Origin of the sequence: Pseudoalteromonas sp. 20-MNA-CIBAN-0454 (assembly GCF_040308685.1) — a bacterium.
GTDB classification, from domain to species: domain Bacteria; phylum Pseudomonadota; class Gammaproteobacteria; order Enterobacterales; family Alteromonadaceae; genus Pseudoalteromonas; species Pseudoalteromonas nigrifaciens.
The window spans coordinates 1-18,364 of sequence record NZ_JBEOOB010000018.1 but is presented as its reverse complement, the minus strand read 5'-3'; the positions used below and the strand labels follow the sequence as shown (position 1 = coordinate 18,364).

Genomic DNA, 18,364 nt, shown 5'->3' with positions numbered 1-18,364 from the left:
AAAGTAAGGTTTTTTGAGGCGCTTAATATACAGTTTTTACCTTCTAAAGTGTAAGGAATTTTAATGATTATCAATAAACTAAACGCGAGTTTACTGTTTGTAGCCGGTTTGAGTTTGCTCGCTGGCTGCAGCTCTGATGCACGCTTTCATGAAATACAATCTGCTCGTCTTGATGAGTGTAACTACAAAGCAGACAAAGAATATTACGAATGCCTTAAATTACAAGAGGCTAATTTTGAAGAGTTTAAAAAACAACGAGCCGAAAACACTCAGTAACGCTTATTCAATCACTCTTATTAAATAACGGCTATTAAGCGTTATTACTATTTAATCTCAAATATTAATAAATTAAGAGGCTATGGCTAACACATTATGACAAAAACTCAAAAACAGCGTGATAAACAAATACGCCAAGTACTGACAATTGCCTGTGAAAATATAAAACAAACCGATTTTGGCTTTGCTTATTTAACACATACCGTTGATTTAAATAACGAAGCTAACACCTTAAAAGTCCAATGCTATTTTAACGATGACCTAGCGTATCAAAAAAGCGAGTTACATTTTGACGCACTTAAAAATGAGATCACACAACAGCTTGCAACAATTGGTTTGGCTATTAAAGCAGCGAACATTTCGTTTTTAGTCGATTAACCTTTGTTAGGTTGGTTTGTGTATGCTTGAAGGCTATAATTGGCCAAATTATTTTTTAGAGTATAAATTATGGCTGTTCCTACTCGTTCGCAAATCTCCCCTGGTACAAAAGTAAATATCGTATTAAAAGAAGATCAACGCAGTGGCACATTAACGCAAGGTGTGGTTGAGCGTTTATTAACAAAGTCACCAAACCATCCTCATGGTATTAAAGTACGTTTAGACGATGGCCAAGTAGGCCGAGTGAAAGAGATCTTATAATGAGCACTTTAACAGAACAGGCTTTTTGGGATTTAGTAACCGCCCCCGATTTAGGGCTCGATCCGCAAAATGTGAGTGATAACTTAAAGCTTAAACTGCACGATTTAACCGATCAGCAGTTAATTGAGTTTGATAAATTCTTTGGTATTTGTATGCGTAAATGCTACACCTGGGATTTATTTGGCGCAGCATTTGTAATGGCCGGTTGTAACGACGAATATGGTTTTAGTGAGTTTAGATGCTGGTTAATATCGCGCGGTGCAGACGTGTTCGAAAACGCTTTACTAAACCCTGATTCAATTGCCGCCTGTACGCCTGTGTATCATGTTAACGAGCAGCCTTATCCGTACATTGATGAATACGACTTAATTGCTGGTTTACTTTACGAGGAGCGTAACGATGACGAACTGCCATTTATTCCCTCAGGAAGTGACGAGCCAAGAGGCAAACGCTTTAAAGACAAAGCTAAGTTTTTAAAGCAAAGCTATCCGCTGTTATTTGCTAAGTACTGGCAGTAATATTTTCACGCCCTAATCGTTTTATTTTTTACTGCGTATAAAAACGCTTAGGGTGTGTAGCGCCTTTTTAAAGCAACACGACTTCTCTCCTTTTAAAGTAAATCTCTGTTATAGTTATAAAAGTTATAAAAATTAAGCAACCAAGCATTTCGCTATTATTTAACCCACTAATTCGAGGATACAACCACTTAATGAAATACTTAACACTTGCTTTATTAGCTATTGCTTTTACCAGCGCTCATGCAGTTGCAACCCCAAGTAATAAAAGCCGTTTTATTCCGCTTTTAAAAACAAAACTGGGTGCCTATGAGGTGGTGTCGGCTAATTCAGCGTTATGCGTTAATAGCCAATTGAGTTTAGTAAATCCAGATAATGAAGATGCCGGTTTTACTTTAGGTGGGCAAATTATTTTTGACTCATTACATAACGGAACACAAACGGTTAAAAAGCCCGATTTTTGTTTTGTTACTAGCTCATTAAAATACAAAAGCGACGGCATTGAAAACGGCTTAAGAATGAGTCGCTGCGAAAATCCAGCTAACGAAAAAATAATTAGCCAAAGCATTTACTTTTTAGCTAACGACACACTTAAATATACTTTAAGCCAGCCAAGCGTTGCATGCACTTTTAAAAAAGTACCCGACAGTCAATAACGCATAGGTAAGCTGTACTTACTCACAATATATTTTGGGTATATCACGCCAGCGCGTGGTGTACTGCGGGGATAAAAAATTCCTGTTCATATGCCAACCTTCATTTAATTTACTGCTTGCTAAACTTAGCATTCCTTTACCATAGCGTTTATTTATTGCATCAAGACAATTCATTAATGGTGGATCGTCGGTGCGTTCATTAAATAAATCGTCCTGTTGAAATTGCTGCGCAATAAGCTCTAAAGCACCTACACCACATTTATAATAGCGAATACCCGGCTGGTATATTTGCTCAAACACTTGAGATACAGCATTAGCCATTACGCAGGTGTCGTTAGTGGGGCTGGCAAATGTATACATATACGACTTTTTATAAAAAACGTTTTCGTGAGACGAGCTCGCCGCAAAAATATAAAGTTGTTTGGTAAGCGATTTTTGCTTTCTTAATTTACTAGCAACCACAGTAACGTGATTAATTAACGCGGTTTTAAGTGCCGTTGGCTCGTATATACGCTCACCAAAGCTTCGGGTCGAAAATATCTCGCGCTTATCTTGGCGTACGTCGTCCCAATTTAAGCAAGGTATGCCATTAAGCTCATTTACAGTGCGCTCTACCACCACACTAAATGCACGGCGCATACTGTTAGGGTTTTGCTGCGCTAATTGCCATGCAGTGTGTATGTTCATTACTTTTAATTTTTTGGCTAAACGCTTACCAATACCCCATATATCTTGGCAACTCATTCTTTGTAAAATAGCTTTACGGCTTGCTTCGCAGTTAATAACAGCAACGCCATTAAATCCGGATAATTTTTTAGCGGCATGGTTTGCCGCTTTTGCTAAAGTAGCCGTAGAGCCAAAGCCAACACCAACGGGGAGCTTAGTTTCGCGCCATACGGTGCGCCTAATAGTGTGCCCGTATGCAAACCAGTCATTAATAACAGGGGTGTAACCGTTAAAGTGTAAAAATGATTCGTCGATACTGTATACGTGTTGAACGTCGCAAAAACGGCCAATAACGTTCATCATTTTGTCGCTTAAATCTGCGTATAGCTCGTAATTACTAGAGCGAATTACTACATTATTTTGCGCAAGTAACTGCTTAACTTTAAAGTAAGGCGCAAATTTAGGAATATTTAAACGCCGAGCAATGGGGCAAACCGCGCATATGCAACCGTCGTTATTGGTAAGCACCACCACAGGTTTTGAGCGAATCGCTGGATCGAATACTTTTTCAGCACTGGCATAAAAGGCCACCGCGTCTACTAGGGCATACATAACAGTAACTCAGGGCTTTGGCGGTGCAGGCGAATTGAGCGTGTCACTACGCCCTCAAGCTGAAACTCATCGCAGGAGGTTAGTTGTACTGGTTTATACAAAGGGGATGCCGAGAGCAGCCGGGCATTGGTTTTATCAAGTAGCTTACACACAAATAAGCCATTTAAATTGGCAACAATAACGTCGCCATTTTTAGCCTGTTCAGCGCGGTCTACTATTAGCAAGTCACCTTCAAAAATACCCACGTCTTGCATTGAGCTGCCAGAGGCAACGCCAATAAAAGTGGCGTCGGGGTGCTTTATTAATAGCTCATCAAGCGACACACCAAGCTCGCTATATGGTGCAGCAGGCGATTCAAACCCGCACACACCCGCTTCTATATAAATGGGAATAACAAACATAAAGATCAACCAAAACGCATATACTGTACAAGTATACAGTATATGCGTTTTGTTTTACTTTTGCCAAGTAATGAATGAAAGATCACTGCATGTTTTTGATCATTGTTTGTGCGGTATTTAAGAAGTCGTTGATTTGCGTCGAGTTTAAATTTTTACACATTTGCTCGTTAACCTGGCGCTCGGCACTTAGTAATTTGTTAAAAAGCGCAGTGCCAGAGGCAGTAAAAGAGACAATAAAACAGCGTTTATCGTGCTCACTGGCACATTTGTTGATTAAATTTAATGCTAAAAGCTCTTTAATTAAGCGGGCAATTTGTGCTTTGTCGCGTTGAGTTTGGGTAACAATATCGTTAGCAGTACACTGCGGCGTTGCTGCAATAATATGCAAGCAACGCACATGCATAGCGTTTAAACCAAGGTCGTTCGCATTAATCGCATCACGCGTTGTTACGCGGTAGCTTTGCATTAGCATAAAGAGTGTATTAGGTAGAGATGATTTCATAGTAATTACCAAATGGTTGACAATATCAATCAAATTGCTATAGTTGATTTTATCAACCAATGGGGCGTTGTGCAAATGTTGCTGCATGCAATTTAAACTTTTTGTAAAACGAGGTAATACATGAGTAGACAAATACGCAAAGCGCAGGTGCTAAGTACGAAGCAAATTACACCGCACTTACAACGCATTGTGGTAGGTTCTGATGAATTTAAAGATCTTACGCCAAGTTACATAGGCCACTATGTAAAAGTGTTACTGCCCCATAATGGTGAACTTGATTTAAACATAAAAACGGCGCTTATGCGCTCCTATACTATTAACCATGTTAATGAGCAAACGGGGGCGCTCACGCTCGACTTTGTAATTAATATGCACCATGGTCCTGCTACAAACTGGGCGCAAACAGCAAAAGTAGGAGACACCCTAGCCATAGCTGGCCCGGGCCCTAAAAAACTCGATAATTATAGCCATTCGCACTACGTACTCCTTGGCGACTTAACCTCAGTTAATGCAGTGAAAGGCTATGCTCAGCAGTTACCGCATAGCGCGAAAATTGATATGTTTATTCATGCTCCTAGCGCTCAAGACATTATTAGTTTAGATACGCCGCGCCCTGTAAATTGGCTAGTTACCAATAGCCCAGATGAAAGCATGCTAACTGCATTAAACAATTTAAAAATAGGCGTACAACCCCCAATTGTTTTTATGGCGCTAGAGGCAGGTTTAGTGCGCAAAGTAAAAACTAAACTTAATGAGCTATACGCCATACCACGTACGCATATTGTGGCATCGGGTTATTGGAAAAAGGGACTAAATTCAGAGAGCTATAAACAGCAACGTCAGCAAGCGGCACAACCCGTTTAAATATGCTCAGGTTATTTAGTGTTTAGCACCTTTAGTATCTTGAATTACAGGTAACGCACACCCATCTCTAGTTTTTATGCTTGTGGTTATAGCACACCATAAGCATGCCATTTATAGGAGCTGCTATTTTGTTATCTAATATTCCCTTTTCGTTATTAGAGCTTGCCCCGATGCCCAAAGGGGCAACGGTATCCGAAACACTACATAAAAGTACTAAATACGCTCAAAGAGCCGACGAACTAGGTTTTAATCGCTTTTGGTTAGCAGAGCACCATAATATGCCAGGCATTATATGTGCAGCTACCTCTATTTTAGTGGGCCATATAGCCAGTAAAACCGATCGAATACGTGTAGGCTCGGGGGGGATTATGCTGCCGAATCACTCGCCATTAGTTGTAGCCGAACAATTTGGTACATTAGAGAGCTTATACCCAGGGCGTATTGATTTAGGGCTTGGCCGTGCACCAGGAAGCGATCCTATTACGAGTAGAGCTTTAAATTCAGACATGAGCCGAGCAGAGCGCTTCCCTCAAGAAGTAACCGAACTGCAAACCTTATTAGGGCCTTATAATGGCACTCACCCAATACGGGCTATACCCGGTGAGGATACCAATATACCTATTTGGTTATTAGGCTCAAGCTTATTTAGCGCGCAACTTGCAGCGCAAAAAGGGTTACCGTATGTATTTGCAGGGCACTTTGCTCCGCGCTTTTTGTACGATGCAATAGAGCTGTATAAGCGTGAATTTAAACCTTCAAAGGTACTTGATAAGCCATACATAATGCTGGCGTTACCGCTGATAGCAGCCGATACCGACGAAGAAGCACAATACCTATCGACCACTTCGCAACAGCGGGTACTTGCGCTAATGCGTGGCAGTGAATTATGGCTGCAACCACCTGTTGACTCTATGGACGGCCTATGGAGCGAGCAAGAGCGTGCACAAGTGGAAAACTTTTTAAGTTTAAGTGTAATAGGCGGGCATGTAAGTATAAGACACAAGTTAGAAATGATAGTAAAAGAGCTGGGCGTTGATGAATTTATATTTACCAACGATTTATACGACAGCGAAAAACGCCATAGAGCTATCGAAATTTTAATGGAATTAAAACGTTAAGTTTCATTTAGTTAAGCAGGCGTACACCTTACGCCTGCTATATTATACGCGAAATCTAAACTAGTTTTGCTTATAGGCAACATCAATCTGTATTTTGGCTGCTCATTTAAGCTACTCTCAAATAACAGCAAATAAATTATCCTACCGCATTCGCTTTAAGCGATTAAACTAATAGATTTAATCAAATTTTATAGTAATAACTTACCCGCTATAATTAAAACCACAAAACGTTATAACTCTATAACTCTACTTTTTACAGGAAGGTGCACCGTGAACTCGCTAAATAATGTAATCCCTAATTCAGTTAATAAAGCAGCGCTGCCAAAAATTGCGCTGATTGCTGAAGGTGGCGGACAGCGAGGTATATTTACAGCCGGTGTACTCGATGCATGGTTAGAGCAAGACTACGACCCATTTGATTTATTTATTGGTACATCTGCGGGTTCGCAAAACTTAACTAGTTTTTTAGCCAGGCAAAAAGGCTATGCAAAACGCTTGATAAGAGGGTTGTCGCGTAATAAAAATTTTTTTCAATTAAGCCGTGGTTTAATTGGTAAGCACATAATGGATTTAGACTGGTACTTTGATAAAACCACAGAGGTAAATCGTAGTTTAGATTTTAAAACAGCCAAAAATAACTTAGGGGATCGTGAATTGCTTATTACAGCAACTAACTCACGAGACCGCAAACCGTACTTTTTAGCGCCTACAGGCGAGAGCAAGCAATGGCGTGAGCTATTAAAAGCATCAAGTGCGTTACCATTTTTGTATAAGCAAGGTGTAAAACTAACACCTTGGATGAATACTTTAGCAGCTAACGAAGCCGAGCTTGCCTTAGAGCAAGTACAGCCAGCAGTAGCCGACTTTTACTTAGATGGCGGCCTTGCAGCACCTTTACCTGTACGTGAAGCCTATAACCGAGGCGCACGTAAAATAGTGGTGATCCGCACGGTCGATATTAACTTTCAAGTACAATCGGCATGGGTAAATAAACTAAGAGCATTTGTGTGCGCGTCAGGCTATTGTCCTAAAACCATAGATTATTTACTACAGCACGAACAAGCATATCAAGAAGAGTTGGAGTTTATTGCAAACCCACCAGAGGATGTTGAAATTATACAAATTTTTGCAACCGAAAAACTGCATAGCAAATTACTTGGCAGTTCAGATAACGATTTACGTTTTGATCACAAACTTGGTTTACAGGCAGGGCGTGCTTATTTAGCAGAGCAAAACCCGCAAATTTGGGATCATAGCCATAATCAAGCATTGCAGTACTGTTATAACTAAATATAACTAAAACTAAGGGGGTTATTTACTCAATTGAATTGAGGCAATAAATAACCTCTTTGCTGGCGTATGTAATGCACGCCAGCATTTTATTTTAAGTAGACGAAAGCAAAATACTGGTTTCGCTATTTAAAATACCGTCTATTTCCCTTACTTGCCTAAGCACCCCATCAAATTCACTTAAGTTAGCAGCTTGAATTTCGGCTACTAAATCCCATGCACCGTTAGTGGTGTGCAATTTAGTTAGCTCAGGAATACCGCGCATCGTTTTTATAACTTGCGAGGTCGACTTACCTACCACTTCTACCATCATAATTGCTCTGACTGCTTCGGTTTCAATGTGCTGATGTACACGCACGGTAAAACCTAAAATAGCCCCTGATGAAAGTAATCTGTCTAACCTATTTTGTACTGTGCCCCGCGACACCTTTAATGTAGTGGCTAAGGTTGAAATAGAAGCGCGGCCGTCTTTTCTAAGTTCAGCTATTAATGCTTTGTCGAGGGCGTCATAAATATAGGGAGTCATAGGTTAAGCCTTAGGTAAGTTTTAATCAAAATACTAAATTTAACCATTGCCGCCTAGCAAAATGACAAAAAACAATGCTATTTGTATAATTAATTGCCATTTTAACTGACGCACCAGAGCGATAAACTGTCTATAAATAATTGCACACACTTACTTATAGAGGTTTTAATGACGCATTTTATAGCACAGCCAAAACAAGGCGTTCCTTTTGTTAGCGTACAAACAATGGCAAAGCTTATAAATAAACTCGGCATAGAAAATGTTTTACAACAGCTAACAAAGCGACTAGAAACAGACTTTACTCGTTGGCAGCAATTTGATAAATCCCCACGTTATGCAGCGCATTCACCAGAGGGCGTAATAGAGCTTATGCCAGTGAGCGACGGCGAACTATTTAGCTGTAAGTATGTAAACGGGCATCCTAAAAATACTTTTAGAGAACTGCAAACCGTTGCTGCATTTGGAATTTTAGCCGATGTAGATAGCGGCTATCCGATTATGATCAGCGAAATGTGCCTACTTACCGCACTCAGAACTGCAGCCACTTCAGCATTAGTCGCCAAATATTTAGCCCCTAAAAATGCAACCACACTAACGCTAATTGGTAACGGTGCGCAGTCTGAGTTTCAGGCGTTGGCATTTAAAAGTGTACTAGGTATTACTGATATTCATTTATACGATATAGACCCGAGTGCGTCGCAAAAAGCTTTTAATAACCTCACAGCCTATGGCTTAAACGTTACTATTTGTAACAGTGCTGCAGAGGCGGTAAAAGGTGCGCACATAATAACAACCTGCACTGCAGATAAAACCAACGCTACAATTTTAACCAGCGAGATGATCCCACAAGGCGTGCATATAAATGCTATTGGTGGCGACTGCCCAGGTAAAACAGAATTAGATGCAAAGCTGCTTGAGCGCGCCGCTGTATTTGTAGAGTACGAGCCACAAACACGTATTGAAGGTGAAATTCAACAAATGAGGGCAGATTTTACTGTAACCGAGTTTCATCAAGTTATTAATGGACAAGCTTGCGGGCGTGAGAGTCAGCAACAACTTACTATTTTTGATGGTGTGGGCTTTGCTAGCGAAGACTTTACGGCATTGGCATTTATTCGCGATCAGCTCATTGCAACGGGGCAGTACAGCTTACTTGATTTAATTACCCAGCAAGCCGATCCGCGTAATTTGTTTTCAGTGTTAACCGCTGAGCATACGCAGCAAGAGAGTGTGGCATAAGTATGGTAAACCAAGCACCAAATAGTATTGTGATGGTTCGCCCACATCATTTTACTTCTAACCCGCAAACCATGCGTGATAACACATTTCAACGCAGCTGTTTAACAACAGATCAAAGCTTACACGCGTATAACGAAGTAACCAATGCAGTCGAAGTGTTAAAGCAAGAAGGGATCCTCGTTCACCTTTTTGAAGACCAGCATAAAGATACGCCCGACTCGGTATTTCCTAATAATTGGTTTACTACTCACCAAAATGGCGAAATACTAACCTATCCAATGTACGCAAAAAGCAGAAGAGCAGAATATCGCAAAGATATTATTGATTTTTTAACGGATCAATATAAAGTGTCTTCAGTGACTGATTATTCATTTTTAGCGAAAGAAAATTCATTCTTAGAAGGCACTGGTTCACTGGTTATTGATCATCAATATAAGTTTGCTTATGCGGTTGAATCAAAGCGAACGACACAGTCAGTTGTTAACACAGTATGCGAGCAATTAAAGCTAACCCCGGTGGTTTTTAATGCCTACGATATGCAAGGCACAGCGGTTTACCATACCAATGTATTAATGTGTGTTGCTACAGAGTTTGCCATGATTGGCTTAGACATGGTGCCAAACGAACAGCGCAGGCAGCTAGTAAGCCATTTATTGCAAAGCTATCATCAAGTCATTGAGTTATCGGGCGATCAAATTAATAACTTTTGCGGCAATGCCATTGAGTTACAGGGTAAAAGCGGACGGATTTTAGCGTTATCAGCAACGGCTTTTAAAGCACTTACTGCAGCGCAAATTAAGGTAATAGAAAAAAGTGCCAAATTGGTGCCTTTACCTATTCCTACCATTGAATCTGCTGGTGGCTCAGTAAGGTGTATGATCGCTGGCATTCATTTACCAACAAAGTAAATGTATAAAATTTAATAGTATAAGGCAGTGTTACTGCCTTTATTATTTTATAACGTATATTTGTGTCGCTTGCAGTGCCTATTTAAATAAGAAATATAACAAGGAATTAGCAATGTTCGATACCGTAGTAAAAAGTGTAAATGGTATTTTATGGGGAGAGGGCCAAGTCCTCATTTACATTTTATTGTTTGCTGGTATTTGGTTTTCGGTGCGTTTAAAAGCCATTCAAATACTTAAATTTAAACATATGTTTAGTTTACTAAAAGGCAGCAGCAAATGTAAAAAAGGCGACATATCATCATTTCAAGCGCTGTGTACTGGTTTATGTGCGCGGGTAGGCACGGGTAACTTAGCAGGTGTTGCCGTTGCTATATCATTGGGTGGCAGTGGTGCCATTTTTTGGATGTGGGTTATTGCCATATTAGGCATGGCCACAGGCTTTGCCGAAAGTGTATTAGGTCAAGTATATAAAGTGCGCGACAGCCAAGGCGAGTTTAGAGGCGGCCCTGCGTATTATATTCAACAAGGGTTAGGTAATCGAGCCTTTGCTATTACCTTTGCACTGTGCTTATTTTTAGGTTACGGCTTTACCTTTAGCGCCATGCAAACCAACACCATTACCGATGCACTTAATTTTGCCTTCGAAATTCCCACTTTTTACTCTGGATTAGTGATCACTGTGTTAGCCGGCTCTATTATTGTGGGTGGTTTTAAAGCAATCGCCCGCTTTGCTGAGCGCGTAGTACCGGTAATGGGCATAGTGTTTGTGCTTGTTGCAGTTATTATTACCTTAATAAACTTCACCCAAGTGCCTGCTATGCTTAAAGATATATTTTTATCAGCATTTGGGCTGCAAGAAGCAGGTGCAGGCGCGATGGGCGCAGCAATAAAAAATGGTATTCAACGTGGCCTTTATTCAAACGAAGCGGGCGCGGGCAGTGTGCCGCATGCTTCAGCCAGTGCAAGCCCACTGCCTAATCATCCGGTAACACAGGGCTACATTCAAATGTTAGGGGTGTTTTTCGACACCATAGTATTGTGTAGTTGTACTGCGGTTATTATTTTACTTGCCGATATAGACATAAGCGGCGAAATGGAAGGTATACGTTTAACGCAAAGCGCCATGACCGCTCATTTAGCACAAGGGGGTGTGTACTTTGTAGCAGCAGCCATTACCTTGTTTGCCTTTACGTCTGTAGTAGCCAACTACGCTTACGCAGAAAGTAACTTGCACTTATTTAAACTCGATAACAAAATGGGCCGTGGTATTTATACTTTGCTTTATTTATCAATGATGTTGTGGGGCGCGTCGGCCACATTAAAGCAAGTATGGGATTTAGCCGATATTGCTTTAGGTTTAATGACAGTGGTTAACGTTATCGCTATTATATTGCTAACCCCAACAATATTAGCAGTTACTCGCGATTATCATACGCAACGCGAAAAAGGCTTAGAGCCCGAATTTAAAGTAAATGATGTAAAAGTACAGGGTAAATGCGAAACCGGCATTTGGGACTAGTTAACGTATTTTAAGTCACTTTTAGCATTAATAAACGGTTTTATGGCAGCATAAAATCGTTTTTATTTTTGCATAACTATTCTATTTTTAGCCTGGTTATATACAAAGTAATTAACAAGTATATGCCATTAAATAGAAATAAGCAGCGCAATTAAACACAGATTTTATAGGCTAAATTTTTAGATGATCAACATTTACGCAGGTAAAACTGCTGCAAAAATAATAAACGAACAGGGGCTTAAACCCGAATTATTCAGCTCATTTTTAGGTGCCAGCGGCGGGCCAAAATGGTTTACCTTGTTTGGTTTAGACAAATATATATTTGGTGAGTTTTTTAAAAACCATAGCCAACCACTTAATTTAATTGGCTCCTCGGCCGGTGCATTTCGCTCAGCGTGTTTTGCGCAAAATGATCCGGTTGCAGCAATTGAGCGCTTAGCAACATCGTATTCGCAAACGCGCTATTCTAGTAATAAACCCACTCCTGCGGAAATTACATTAAAAGCCCGCGTACTGCTTGAAGATGTTTTTGGCAATAACGGCGTGGCTGAAATCATAAATAACCCCGTATTTAAAGCACATTTTATAGTGGCAAAATCGAATGGATTTATAGCCAGTGAAAATAAATTATTACAGCTTATGGGTTTATCAAAAAGTTATATGCTTAATCGAGTAAACCGAAAATATTTAGGATCGCAATATGAGCGTTTTATATTTGGCCCAGCAACAAGCGACTTATCAATTACCGACAGCTATAATTTTAAAACACAAAAAATAGCGCTTAACCAAAATAATTTAAAAGATGCCTTACTTGCATCGGGTTCTATACCTTTAGTGATGCAAGGCATTAAAAATATTGCCGGAACACCCGTTGGCATGTATCGCGATGGCGGAATTATTGACTACCACTTTGATTTAAAAATTAACAACCCAGGACTCATTTTATATCCACACTTTAATAGCGACCCAAAAGCAGGGTGGTTTGATAAAAATTTAAAACGTAAAGTCTCACCACTTAATTACGATAACGTGGTGATGATCACGCCATCAAAAGAATTTATAGCAGGCTTACCCTACGGGAAAATTCCAGATAGGAATGATTTTACCGATCTAGATGCCGACACACGCATTAAATATTGGAATACCGTTTTTAGTGAAACAGAAAGATTAGCAGAGGCGTTTGATGAGAAGTTATATAATAATTTTAAAATAATACCAATTGAATAAATTGCCAATTTTGCTGATGCAATGAAGCATTTATTGTTATATAAAAGGGCTAGTTTACATCGCGATTATATAGTGATGTAAATTAGCCCTATGGTTGGTTTTGATTGCTGTGTATTTAAATAAAATCACGGAATCGATGGGTTATTGGGATATTTCCTCTATATATTCTTGAAGCCTGGCTTGCGCATTTTCTTCACCAAATAGAATATGACATACCTCTTGTAGCCCCGGATCAGAGAGGATATCTTCTTTACGTACAACCAGTGATATTTTAGAGCGGCGACGTAAAAAATCACTTAGTTTAGTTACCATTTCTCGTTCGGCAGCATGTTCAATTTCAACACGTAAATACTCTGAATTTTTAATTAGAAGCTCAGCTTTTTCAGGAACTTCTCGAATTTTTTCTAACATGTTAATTGCATTTCTTCCGTAACGTCTCCAAAAGCGTTTGCTGAGTACTTCAGTAGATGTTTTGGGAGTTAAGCCGTCTAAATTCATTAGCTTAGCACGATGCATAAATTCATTTTTGACAGTATCGTCAGGCTCGCCGTACCATTTGTAATCCTCGTAAGGAAGGTTAATACCAAGCTTTTTGATTAACTCAGCAACTTCATCACCGACATTGATACAATCAGTTAATTTCCCACCAAATATAGAAAGGTATTGTTTCTCATAGTTAGTGTCGATTGCGTGTTTGCGCGATAATTGCACCCAGTCAGCCTTACCATTACCATCTTTTTTAATTGCTAATGGCCTTACACCACATCGTTCAGCTATTATATCGTCTTTTGTGAGCTGTTTATCCAGTTCTAGTAACTTGTTCGCATTATCTAACACAAACTTTCTATCTTCATCAGTAACATGCGAATGTGGGCTCTCAACTTGTGTATCAGTTGTACCAATACAAGTTTTAGGTCCCATAGGGATCACGAAGAATAGTCTGCCATCGTCAGCAAAAAATGTAAGTACTTTATTACTGCTAGTAATTTTATCAACAATAAGGTGAATACCTTTTGAAAATAAATGGTGATGTGCTGTAGTTTGACTGTTAGTAATATTAATAGGATCAACAAAAGGGCCTGCGGCGTTTATAATTACTTTAGAACGTATCGAAAATTGTTCTTTCGTTATTTCGTCCATTGCATTTGTTGTCCAAATATCACCTGTACGGTTTGAGCCTTGTGCACTTACATAGTTAGCACCGATACAGCCATGGCTCATACTAGAGCGAATAAAGTTAAAAACAAACCGGGCATCGTTGTCTAATAAAAAGCTGTCTGAATACTCAAAACCGGCTTCTACATTTGTAGTGTTGACGACTGGCTCTAATGATTTAATTTTTATTGCATTAAGGTAGCGAGGCGATTGCGTAAAAAATCGGCCCATAAACCAATAGACGATTGTTCCTAAATAGACAAAGAAAGCTGGGAATCTAAAGCCTTTTTGAATACTGGTAAAAAAACGAATTTCTTTAACTGTCGATGGGTAGCTGCGCATTAAATGGTTTCTACTTTTACATAGTTTATTTACCAAGTTATATTCATGGCTTTCTAAATACTTTATGCCGCCCCAGGCCAAGTTAGATGAGTTTGAACTAGTGAAACCAGCGAAATCTCCTTTATCGATTAATGCAACTTTGGCGCCTTTTGCAGCTAATGCTGCAGCTGATACTGCACCATTAATACCCCCTCCAATTATCAATACATCGAATATATCTTGAGGAAGTTTTTTTATATTATTCTTTCTCAGTTGGCTCATTTTTTGGATTACCTATTATTAATTACTAGCCTTTTATATCTACTTGGTTAGGTTATTTTCGTACAAGCTAGAGCTATAAAAGATTACGTATAAAGTTTTTATGCTTATGGAAGTTGGATTACTTATAATTTATATATTGAAGCTTCATAAATGGCTTCTATAGAATTATTTAATTTTTCATCAAACTTTTTATCAGACATGTCATGATGTAGGCCAATCAATAATGCTCTTGAAAAACTAGCAATAATACCAGTATTTCTTTTTAGCTTTTCATTGGCTTGTGTAATAGAGTAACCACCAGATAGAGCAACTAATTTTAAAACTTTTGGGTGTGTTGCAAGATCTTTATATAAATTAGGCACTTCAGGTAACGTGAGTTTTAATATTACTTGCTGTCCATTTTCAAGGTTATTCAGCTCTTCAATAATTACATCATGCAACATGAGTTCTGCAGATTGCTTTTCTTCGCAATAAATATCAACTTCAGGCTCAATAATAGGCATTAGCCCTGAATTTATTACCTCTTTTGCAATTTCAAATTGCTGTTTAACAACATTTTGGATACCAATACGACTAGCTTGTTTTATAACAGACCGCATTTTTGTGCCAAAAACAAAATTAGTATCAACCGTTAGTATTGAACCAAGGTTTTTAATGGGTTTCATTAACTGTACACCGTCAGATTCAGGCATTAAACCTTCATCTATTTTTAAAAATGGTACAATTTCTTTATGTTTCCACAAATATTCAGCTGTTGGAATATTTTCAATGTAACGATTTAAAGTATCTTTAAATAGAATTGCGCCCAATATTTTTTGTGAATTAAATGGACTACTTGAAATTATTCGTGCTCGCATAGAATGTATATATTTAAACATCTCCTCATCAGATGAAATCTCACTAGATGAGATACCATACTGCTCTAAAGCTTTTGGTGAACTCCCACCACTTTGATCTAGTGCAGCTATAAAGCCTTGACTATTTTTTATTTTTTCTAGCATGTTAAGTCTTATTGACATGATTTTAACCTTTAAATAATTGAAAGCAGATATGTTTCTTAACAAAAGTAAAGTTAGATACAATTTCTATATAAATACAGATGTCACTCTTAAAGTAATAATGTATGTTTTTTATTTTCCTAAAGCATACTTTTCTATAAGTAGAACTTCATTCTTAGAACCAATAAATACAGGGATCCGTTGATGTATACTTGAAGGCACAGTGTCTAAAATAGAAGTAGTCCCATTACTTGCTAAACCATTTGCTTGCTCTACTAAAAATGCAATTGGGTTTGCTTCATAAAGTAATCTTAATTTACCGTATTTAAAGTTTTTTTCTTCAGGGTACCCAAATATACCTCCCTTACATAGAATTCTATGCATATCACCTACCATGGCTCCCAACCATCTCATATTAAAGTTTTTCTTTCGGATACCATCGGTACCAAGCTGTAAATCAACAATATATTTTTGTACATTTTCAGGCCACTTAAATTGGTTTGATAAATTAAATGAAAATTCATTCGTATCTTCTGGAATGTTTAAATTAGGATGTGTGAGCATAAAGTTATTATTTGAGGGATCTAATGTATAAATATGTGTTCCTGAACCTGTTGATAAGGCAAGCATAAGCGATGGGCCATATAGAACATAGCCTGCAGCGATAATTGATCTTCCTGTAGAAAAAAAGTCTTCTTCACTAACTTCTGTTTGGGCAGGAGAAGCTGAAGTTATAGAAAAAATAGTACCTAATGAACCATTTACATCAGTATTAGATGAACCATCTAATGGGTCGAAACAAATAAGGTATTTGCCAAAACTATTACATAATATAATGTCTTCTACTTCTTCAGATGCGACAGCTCTAACCTGCTTATTCTTTTTTAGAGATTCAATCAAAATATTATTAGCGATAACATCTAACTTCTTTTGTACCTCTCCTTGTACATTGTGATCAGGCAATGAGCCAAGCACATCAGATAATGCACCATGATTAATACGAGTAGCTATTTCTGTGCATGCACCAACTATGCTTTGGAGCAGCAGTGTGAGTGTTTTTGGAACGTTATCCTGCTCTAATTGTGTATATAGGTTTTTCATTGGTGCCTTATCGATAACATTAATACTAAAGAGTAATACATGGTTTTAATTTGCTTTTATGTTCATTTTTAAAAGTATCACTTATTTGCGAACATTTGCAAACATTAAAGTACATAAAAGAAAATAAATTCTGGTATACAGGAGTGAAATAGAGGAGGGAATTACAAAGTTATATATTAATTTAACCAATTTATTATTTAATTATTAACTACATTAACAACGAAATTCATGGTATCTACTTGAAATTATTTGAATTGTTCTGTATGTATTAGATGGTTTTGATTGACTACTATCGTGCTATATGAAGCTTAACGTCATGTTCGGAAAGTAAGGTTAGAATACTCTTAGGTGGTTTAGCATCAGTAATAAAGTCATCTGCTTGACTAATGTTACCTAAACGAACCATAGCGCACCTACCAAATTTTGAATTATCAGCGGCGAGTAAAACTTTACGTGAATTTTTGATGATTGCTTGAGCAACACGAACTTCACGATAATCGAAATCAAGTAGAGAACCATTTTCTTCTATCCCACTTATGCCGATAATGCCGAAGTCCATACGAAACTGATTGATAAAATCTTCAGTTGTTTCACCAATAATACCACCATCTCTATGTCTAACTTCTCCTCCTGCTATAAGAACTGAAAAATCCTTTTTAACGCCTAATATAGCAGCAACATTTAAATTGTTAGTTACAACTTTAAGGTTTTCATGCGATAGAAGTGCTTTAGCTATAGTCTCAGTCGTTGTTCCTATATTTATAAATAAAGAAGAACCATTTGGTATCATACTAACTAAATGTTGCGCTATTTTTTGTTTAGCTTCTAAATCCATGATTTTTCTAGTTTGATACGCCATATTTTGAATGCTTGAGACTACACTAGCGCCTCCATGATGACGCCTTAATTTGTTTAACTTTGCAAGATGGGTAAGGTCGCGTCTTATCGTCTGTGGAGTGACTTTATAGTGCTCAACTAATTCTTCAATAGAAATGGAATCTCTTTCTTTTAATAGTTTTAATATAGATTCGTGTCTCTGATCTTGGGTCATTTTTATTTAGCATAATTTTAATTTTAATTAGTAAAACTATTATAAGTGAAAAAGAAGTAAATGAGAATTTTATAGAAATTATTTCATTAAATAATTGTATATAAAAGTTTGATATTTGTTGTATGTTACATTTAATTCATGTAATAGTACAAAAACGAAAATAACCGAATGTTAAAGTGTAAAAAATAATGAATAATTATATCCTTTCAATTGATCAAGGTACGACTAGCTCTCGCAGTGTTTTATTCGATTTAAATGGCAAAGTTGCATATATAGAACAACAAGAATTTGAACAACATTTTCCAAAAGATGGTTATGTTGAGCATAAGCCTGAGGACATATGGGAGTCTGTTCTTCATACTATTAATGCTGTTATGAAGAACCTAGATCCTGAGCATGATAAAGTTATTGCTATTGGTATGTAAGCGCGCATTTAAGCAGTGCGCTTAGCTATAATCGAAGTCTAGCTGCACATTCCACGGCATTAGGTCGGTAAAA

21 protein-coding genes are annotated in these 18,364 nt (G+C 38.1%); 13 read left to right on the top strand and 8 right to left on the bottom strand.

The window, feature by feature from the left end:
- The first annotated feature begins 63 nt into the window (after positions 1-63).
- The 5 genes from AAEZ22_RS10345 to AAEZ22_RS10325 all read left to right on the top strand — a co-directional run bounded on the left by AAEZ22_RS10345 (position 64) and on the right by AAEZ22_RS10325 (position 2,086).
- Entirely contained in the window at positions 64-276 is a 213-nt protein-coding gene (locus AAEZ22_RS10345) for a hypothetical protein (protein WP_011330154.1), read from the top strand.
- A gap of 96 nt (positions 277-372) precedes the next feature.
- On the top strand, positions 373-654 hold the full coding sequence (locus tag AAEZ22_RS10340; RefSeq protein ID WP_011330155.1) for a hypothetical protein: 282 nt from the start codon (positions 373-375) through the stop codon (positions 652-654).
- A 69-nt stretch (positions 655-723) separates the two neighbouring features.
- Complete coding sequence (locus AAEZ22_RS10335; protein WP_011330156.1) at positions 724-915, top strand: YwbE family protein; 192 nt, start codon at positions 724-726, stop codon at positions 913-915.
- Positions 915-1,433: a DUF4240 domain-containing protein gene (locus AAEZ22_RS10330; protein ID WP_086999126.1), complete on the top strand. Its 519-nt coding sequence runs from the start codon at positions 915-917 to the stop codon at positions 1,431-1,433. Before AAEZ22_RS10335 ends, AAEZ22_RS10330 begins: the two co-directional genes overlap by 1 nt.
- A gap of 191 nt (positions 1,434-1,624) precedes the next feature.
- Positions 1,625-2,086: a hypothetical protein gene (locus tag AAEZ22_RS10325; protein ID WP_306288241.1), complete on the top strand. Its 462-nt coding sequence runs from the start codon at positions 1,625-1,627 to the stop codon at positions 2,084-2,086.
- Between the two features lie 18 nt (positions 2,087-2,104).
- On the opposite strand, the gene AAEZ22_RS10320 is transcribed toward AAEZ22_RS10325, so the two are convergent.
- From AAEZ22_RS10320 to AAEZ22_RS10310, 3 genes are all read right to left on the bottom strand, one after another.
- Positions 2,105-3,364: a Y-family DNA polymerase gene (locus AAEZ22_RS10320; RefSeq protein ID WP_352297197.1), complete on the bottom strand. Its 1,260-nt coding sequence runs from the start codon at positions 3,362-3,364 to the stop codon at positions 2,105-2,107.
- Positions 3,352-3,765, bottom strand: coding sequence for a translesion error-prone DNA polymerase V autoproteolytic subunit (gene umuD, locus AAEZ22_RS10315; RefSeq protein ID WP_011330160.1), 414 nt, complete (start codon positions 3,763-3,765; stop codon positions 3,352-3,354). Before umuD ends, AAEZ22_RS10320 begins: the two co-directional genes overlap by 13 nt.
- Before the next feature lie 82 nt (positions 3,766-3,847).
- Entirely contained in the window at positions 3,848-4,267 is a 420-nt protein-coding gene (locus AAEZ22_RS10310; RefSeq protein ID WP_086999137.1) for a MarR family winged helix-turn-helix transcriptional regulator, read from the bottom strand.
- A 120-nt stretch (positions 4,268-4,387) separates the two neighbouring features.
- On the opposite strand from AAEZ22_RS10310, the gene AAEZ22_RS10305 reads away from it, so the two are divergent.
- The 3 genes from AAEZ22_RS10305 (at position 4,388) to AAEZ22_RS10295 (ending at position 7,539) form a co-directional block, all read left to right on the top strand.
- Positions 4,388-5,131 (top strand): siderophore-interacting protein, encoded by a 744-nt coding sequence (locus AAEZ22_RS10305; RefSeq protein WP_352297194.1) that lies wholly within the window; start codon positions 4,388-4,390, stop codon positions 5,129-5,131.
- A 128-nt stretch (positions 5,132-5,259) separates the two neighbouring features.
- The gene (locus AAEZ22_RS10300; protein ID WP_041455000.1) at positions 5,260-6,249 is read left to right on the top strand and encodes an LLM class flavin-dependent oxidoreductase; all 990 of its coding nucleotides are present in this window, start codon (positions 5,260-5,262) and stop codon (positions 6,247-6,249) included.
- Positions 6,250-6,519: 270 nt separating this feature from the next.
- On the top strand, positions 6,520-7,539 hold the full coding sequence (locus AAEZ22_RS10295) for a patatin-like phospholipase family protein (protein WP_352297191.1): 1,020 nt from the start codon (positions 6,520-6,522) through the stop codon (positions 7,537-7,539).
- A 94-nt stretch (positions 7,540-7,633) separates the two neighbouring features.
- Here the strand turns inward: AAEZ22_RS10295 and AAEZ22_RS10290 are convergent, their stop codons facing one another.
- Positions 7,634-8,065 (bottom strand): Lrp/AsnC family transcriptional regulator, encoded by a 432-nt coding sequence (locus tag AAEZ22_RS10290; protein WP_352297188.1) that lies wholly within the window; start codon positions 8,063-8,065, stop codon positions 7,634-7,636.
- A gap of 168 nt (positions 8,066-8,233) precedes the next feature.
- Here AAEZ22_RS10290 and ocd point away from each other — a divergent pair, with 168 nt between their 5' ends.
- From ocd to AAEZ22_RS10270, 4 genes are all read left to right on the top strand, one after another.
- Positions 8,234-9,304: an ornithine cyclodeaminase gene (gene ocd, locus AAEZ22_RS10285; RefSeq protein WP_352297185.1), complete on the top strand. Its 1,071-nt coding sequence runs from the start codon at positions 8,234-8,236 to the stop codon at positions 9,302-9,304.
- The gene (ctlX, locus tag AAEZ22_RS10280) at positions 9,301-10,212 is read left to right on the top strand and encodes a citrulline utilization hydrolase CtlX (protein ID WP_089369307.1); all 912 of its coding nucleotides are present in this window, start codon (positions 9,301-9,303) and stop codon (positions 10,210-10,212) included. Before ocd ends, ctlX begins: the two co-directional genes overlap by 4 nt.
- A 112-nt stretch (positions 10,213-10,324) precedes the next feature.
- Positions 10,325-11,731 (top strand): alanine/glycine:cation symporter family protein, encoded by a 1,407-nt coding sequence (locus AAEZ22_RS10275; protein WP_011330168.1) that lies wholly within the window; start codon positions 10,325-10,327, stop codon positions 11,729-11,731.
- A gap of 183 nt (positions 11,732-11,914) precedes the next feature.
- Positions 11,915-12,958, top strand: coding sequence for a patatin-like phospholipase family protein (locus tag AAEZ22_RS10270; protein WP_352297181.1), 1,044 nt, complete (start codon positions 11,915-11,917; stop codon positions 12,956-12,958).
- A 141-nt stretch (positions 12,959-13,099) separates the two neighbouring features.
- On the opposite strand, the gene AAEZ22_RS10265 is transcribed toward AAEZ22_RS10270, so the two are convergent.
- The 4 genes from AAEZ22_RS10265 to AAEZ22_RS10250 all read right to left on the bottom strand — a co-directional run bounded on the left by AAEZ22_RS10265 (position 13,100) and on the right by AAEZ22_RS10250 (position 17,866).
- Positions 13,100-14,716 (bottom strand): glycerol-3-phosphate dehydrogenase/oxidase, encoded by a 1,617-nt coding sequence (locus AAEZ22_RS10265; RefSeq protein ID WP_350545707.1) that lies wholly within the window; start codon positions 14,714-14,716, stop codon positions 13,100-13,102.
- Between the two features lie 122 nt (positions 14,717-14,838).
- Positions 14,839-15,735 carry a fructose bisphosphate aldolase gene (locus AAEZ22_RS10260; protein WP_011330171.1) on the bottom strand — a complete coding sequence of 299 codons (897 nt, stop codon included), beginning with the start codon at positions 15,733-15,735 and terminating at the stop codon, positions 14,839-14,841.
- Between the two features lie 111 nt (positions 15,736-15,846).
- The gene (locus AAEZ22_RS10255; RefSeq protein WP_197182640.1) at positions 15,847-16,815 is read right to left on the bottom strand and encodes a class 1 fructose-bisphosphatase; all 969 of its coding nucleotides are present in this window, start codon (positions 16,813-16,815) and stop codon (positions 15,847-15,849) included.
- Between the two features lie 289 nt (positions 16,816-17,104).
- Positions 17,105-17,866 carry a DeoR/GlpR family transcriptional regulator gene (locus AAEZ22_RS10250; protein ID WP_011330173.1) on the bottom strand — a complete coding sequence of 254 codons (762 nt, stop codon included), beginning with the start codon at positions 17,864-17,866 and terminating at the stop codon, positions 17,105-17,107.
- A gap of 188 nt (positions 17,867-18,054) precedes the next feature.
- On the opposite strand from AAEZ22_RS10250, the gene AAEZ22_RS10245 reads away from it, so the two are divergent.
- Positions 18,055-18,291, top strand: a complete 237-nt coding sequence (locus AAEZ22_RS10245; protein WP_352297177.1) for an FGGY family carbohydrate kinase — start codon at positions 18,055-18,057, stop codon at positions 18,289-18,291.
- The last annotated feature ends 73 nt before the right edge of the window (positions 18,292-18,364 follow it).

Excerpts from the sequence above, each read along its gene's own strand:
- AAEZ22_RS10345 (WP_011330154.1), top strand. The coding sequence starts at position 64 with ATGATTATCAATAAACTAAACGCGAGTTTACTGTTTGTAGCCGGTTTG.
- AAEZ22_RS10340 (WP_011330155.1), top strand. The coding sequence starts at position 373 with ATGACAAAAACTCAAAAACAGCGTGATAAACAAATACGCCAAGTACTG.
- AAEZ22_RS10335 (WP_011330156.1), top strand. The coding sequence starts at position 724 with ATGGCTGTTCCTACTCGTTCGCAAATCTCCCCTGGTACAAAAGTAAAT.
- AAEZ22_RS10330 (WP_086999126.1), top strand. The coding sequence starts at position 915 with ATGAGCACTTTAACAGAACAGGCTTTTTGGGATTTAGTAACCGCCCCC.
- AAEZ22_RS10325 (WP_306288241.1), top strand. The coding sequence starts at position 1,625 with ATGAAATACTTAACACTTGCTTTATTAGCTATTGCTTTTACCAGCGCT.
- AAEZ22_RS10320 (WP_352297197.1), bottom strand. The coding sequence starts at position 3,364 with ATGTATGCCCTAGTAGACGCGGTGGCCTTTTATGCCAGTGCTGAAAAA.
- umuD (WP_011330160.1), bottom strand. The coding sequence starts at position 3,765 with ATGTTTGTTATTCCCATTTATATAGAAGCGGGTGTGTGCGGGTTTGAA.
- AAEZ22_RS10310 (WP_086999137.1), bottom strand. The coding sequence starts at position 4,267 with ATGAAATCATCTCTACCTAATACACTCTTTATGCTAATGCAAAGCTAC.
- AAEZ22_RS10305 (WP_352297194.1), top strand. The coding sequence starts at position 4,388 with ATGAGTAGACAAATACGCAAAGCGCAGGTGCTAAGTACGAAGCAAATT.
- AAEZ22_RS10290 (WP_352297188.1), bottom strand. The coding sequence starts at position 8,065 with ATGACTCCCTATATTTATGACGCCCTCGACAAAGCATTAATAGCTGAA.
- ocd (WP_352297185.1), top strand. The coding sequence starts at position 8,234 with ATGACGCATTTTATAGCACAGCCAAAACAAGGCGTTCCTTTTGTTAGC.
- AAEZ22_RS10275 (WP_011330168.1), top strand. The coding sequence starts at position 10,325 with ATGTTCGATACCGTAGTAAAAAGTGTAAATGGTATTTTATGGGGAGAG.
- AAEZ22_RS10270 (WP_352297181.1), top strand. The coding sequence starts at position 11,915 with ATGATCAACATTTACGCAGGTAAAACTGCTGCAAAAATAATAAACGAA.
- AAEZ22_RS10265 (WP_350545707.1), bottom strand. The coding sequence starts at position 14,716 with ATGAGCCAACTGAGAAAGAATAATATAAAAAAACTTCCTCAAGATATA.
- AAEZ22_RS10260 (WP_011330171.1), bottom strand. The coding sequence starts at position 15,735 with ATGTCAATAAGACTTAACATGCTAGAAAAAATAAAAAATAGTCAAGGC.
- AAEZ22_RS10255 (WP_197182640.1), bottom strand. The coding sequence starts at position 16,815 with ATGAAAAACCTATATACACAATTAGAGCAGGATAACGTTCCAAAAACA.
- AAEZ22_RS10250 (WP_011330173.1), bottom strand. The coding sequence starts at position 17,866 with ATGACCCAAGATCAGAGACACGAATCTATATTAAAACTATTAAAAGAA.
- AAEZ22_RS10245 (WP_352297177.1), top strand. The coding sequence starts at position 18,055 with ATGAATAATTATATCCTTTCAATTGATCAAGGTACGACTAGCTCTCGC.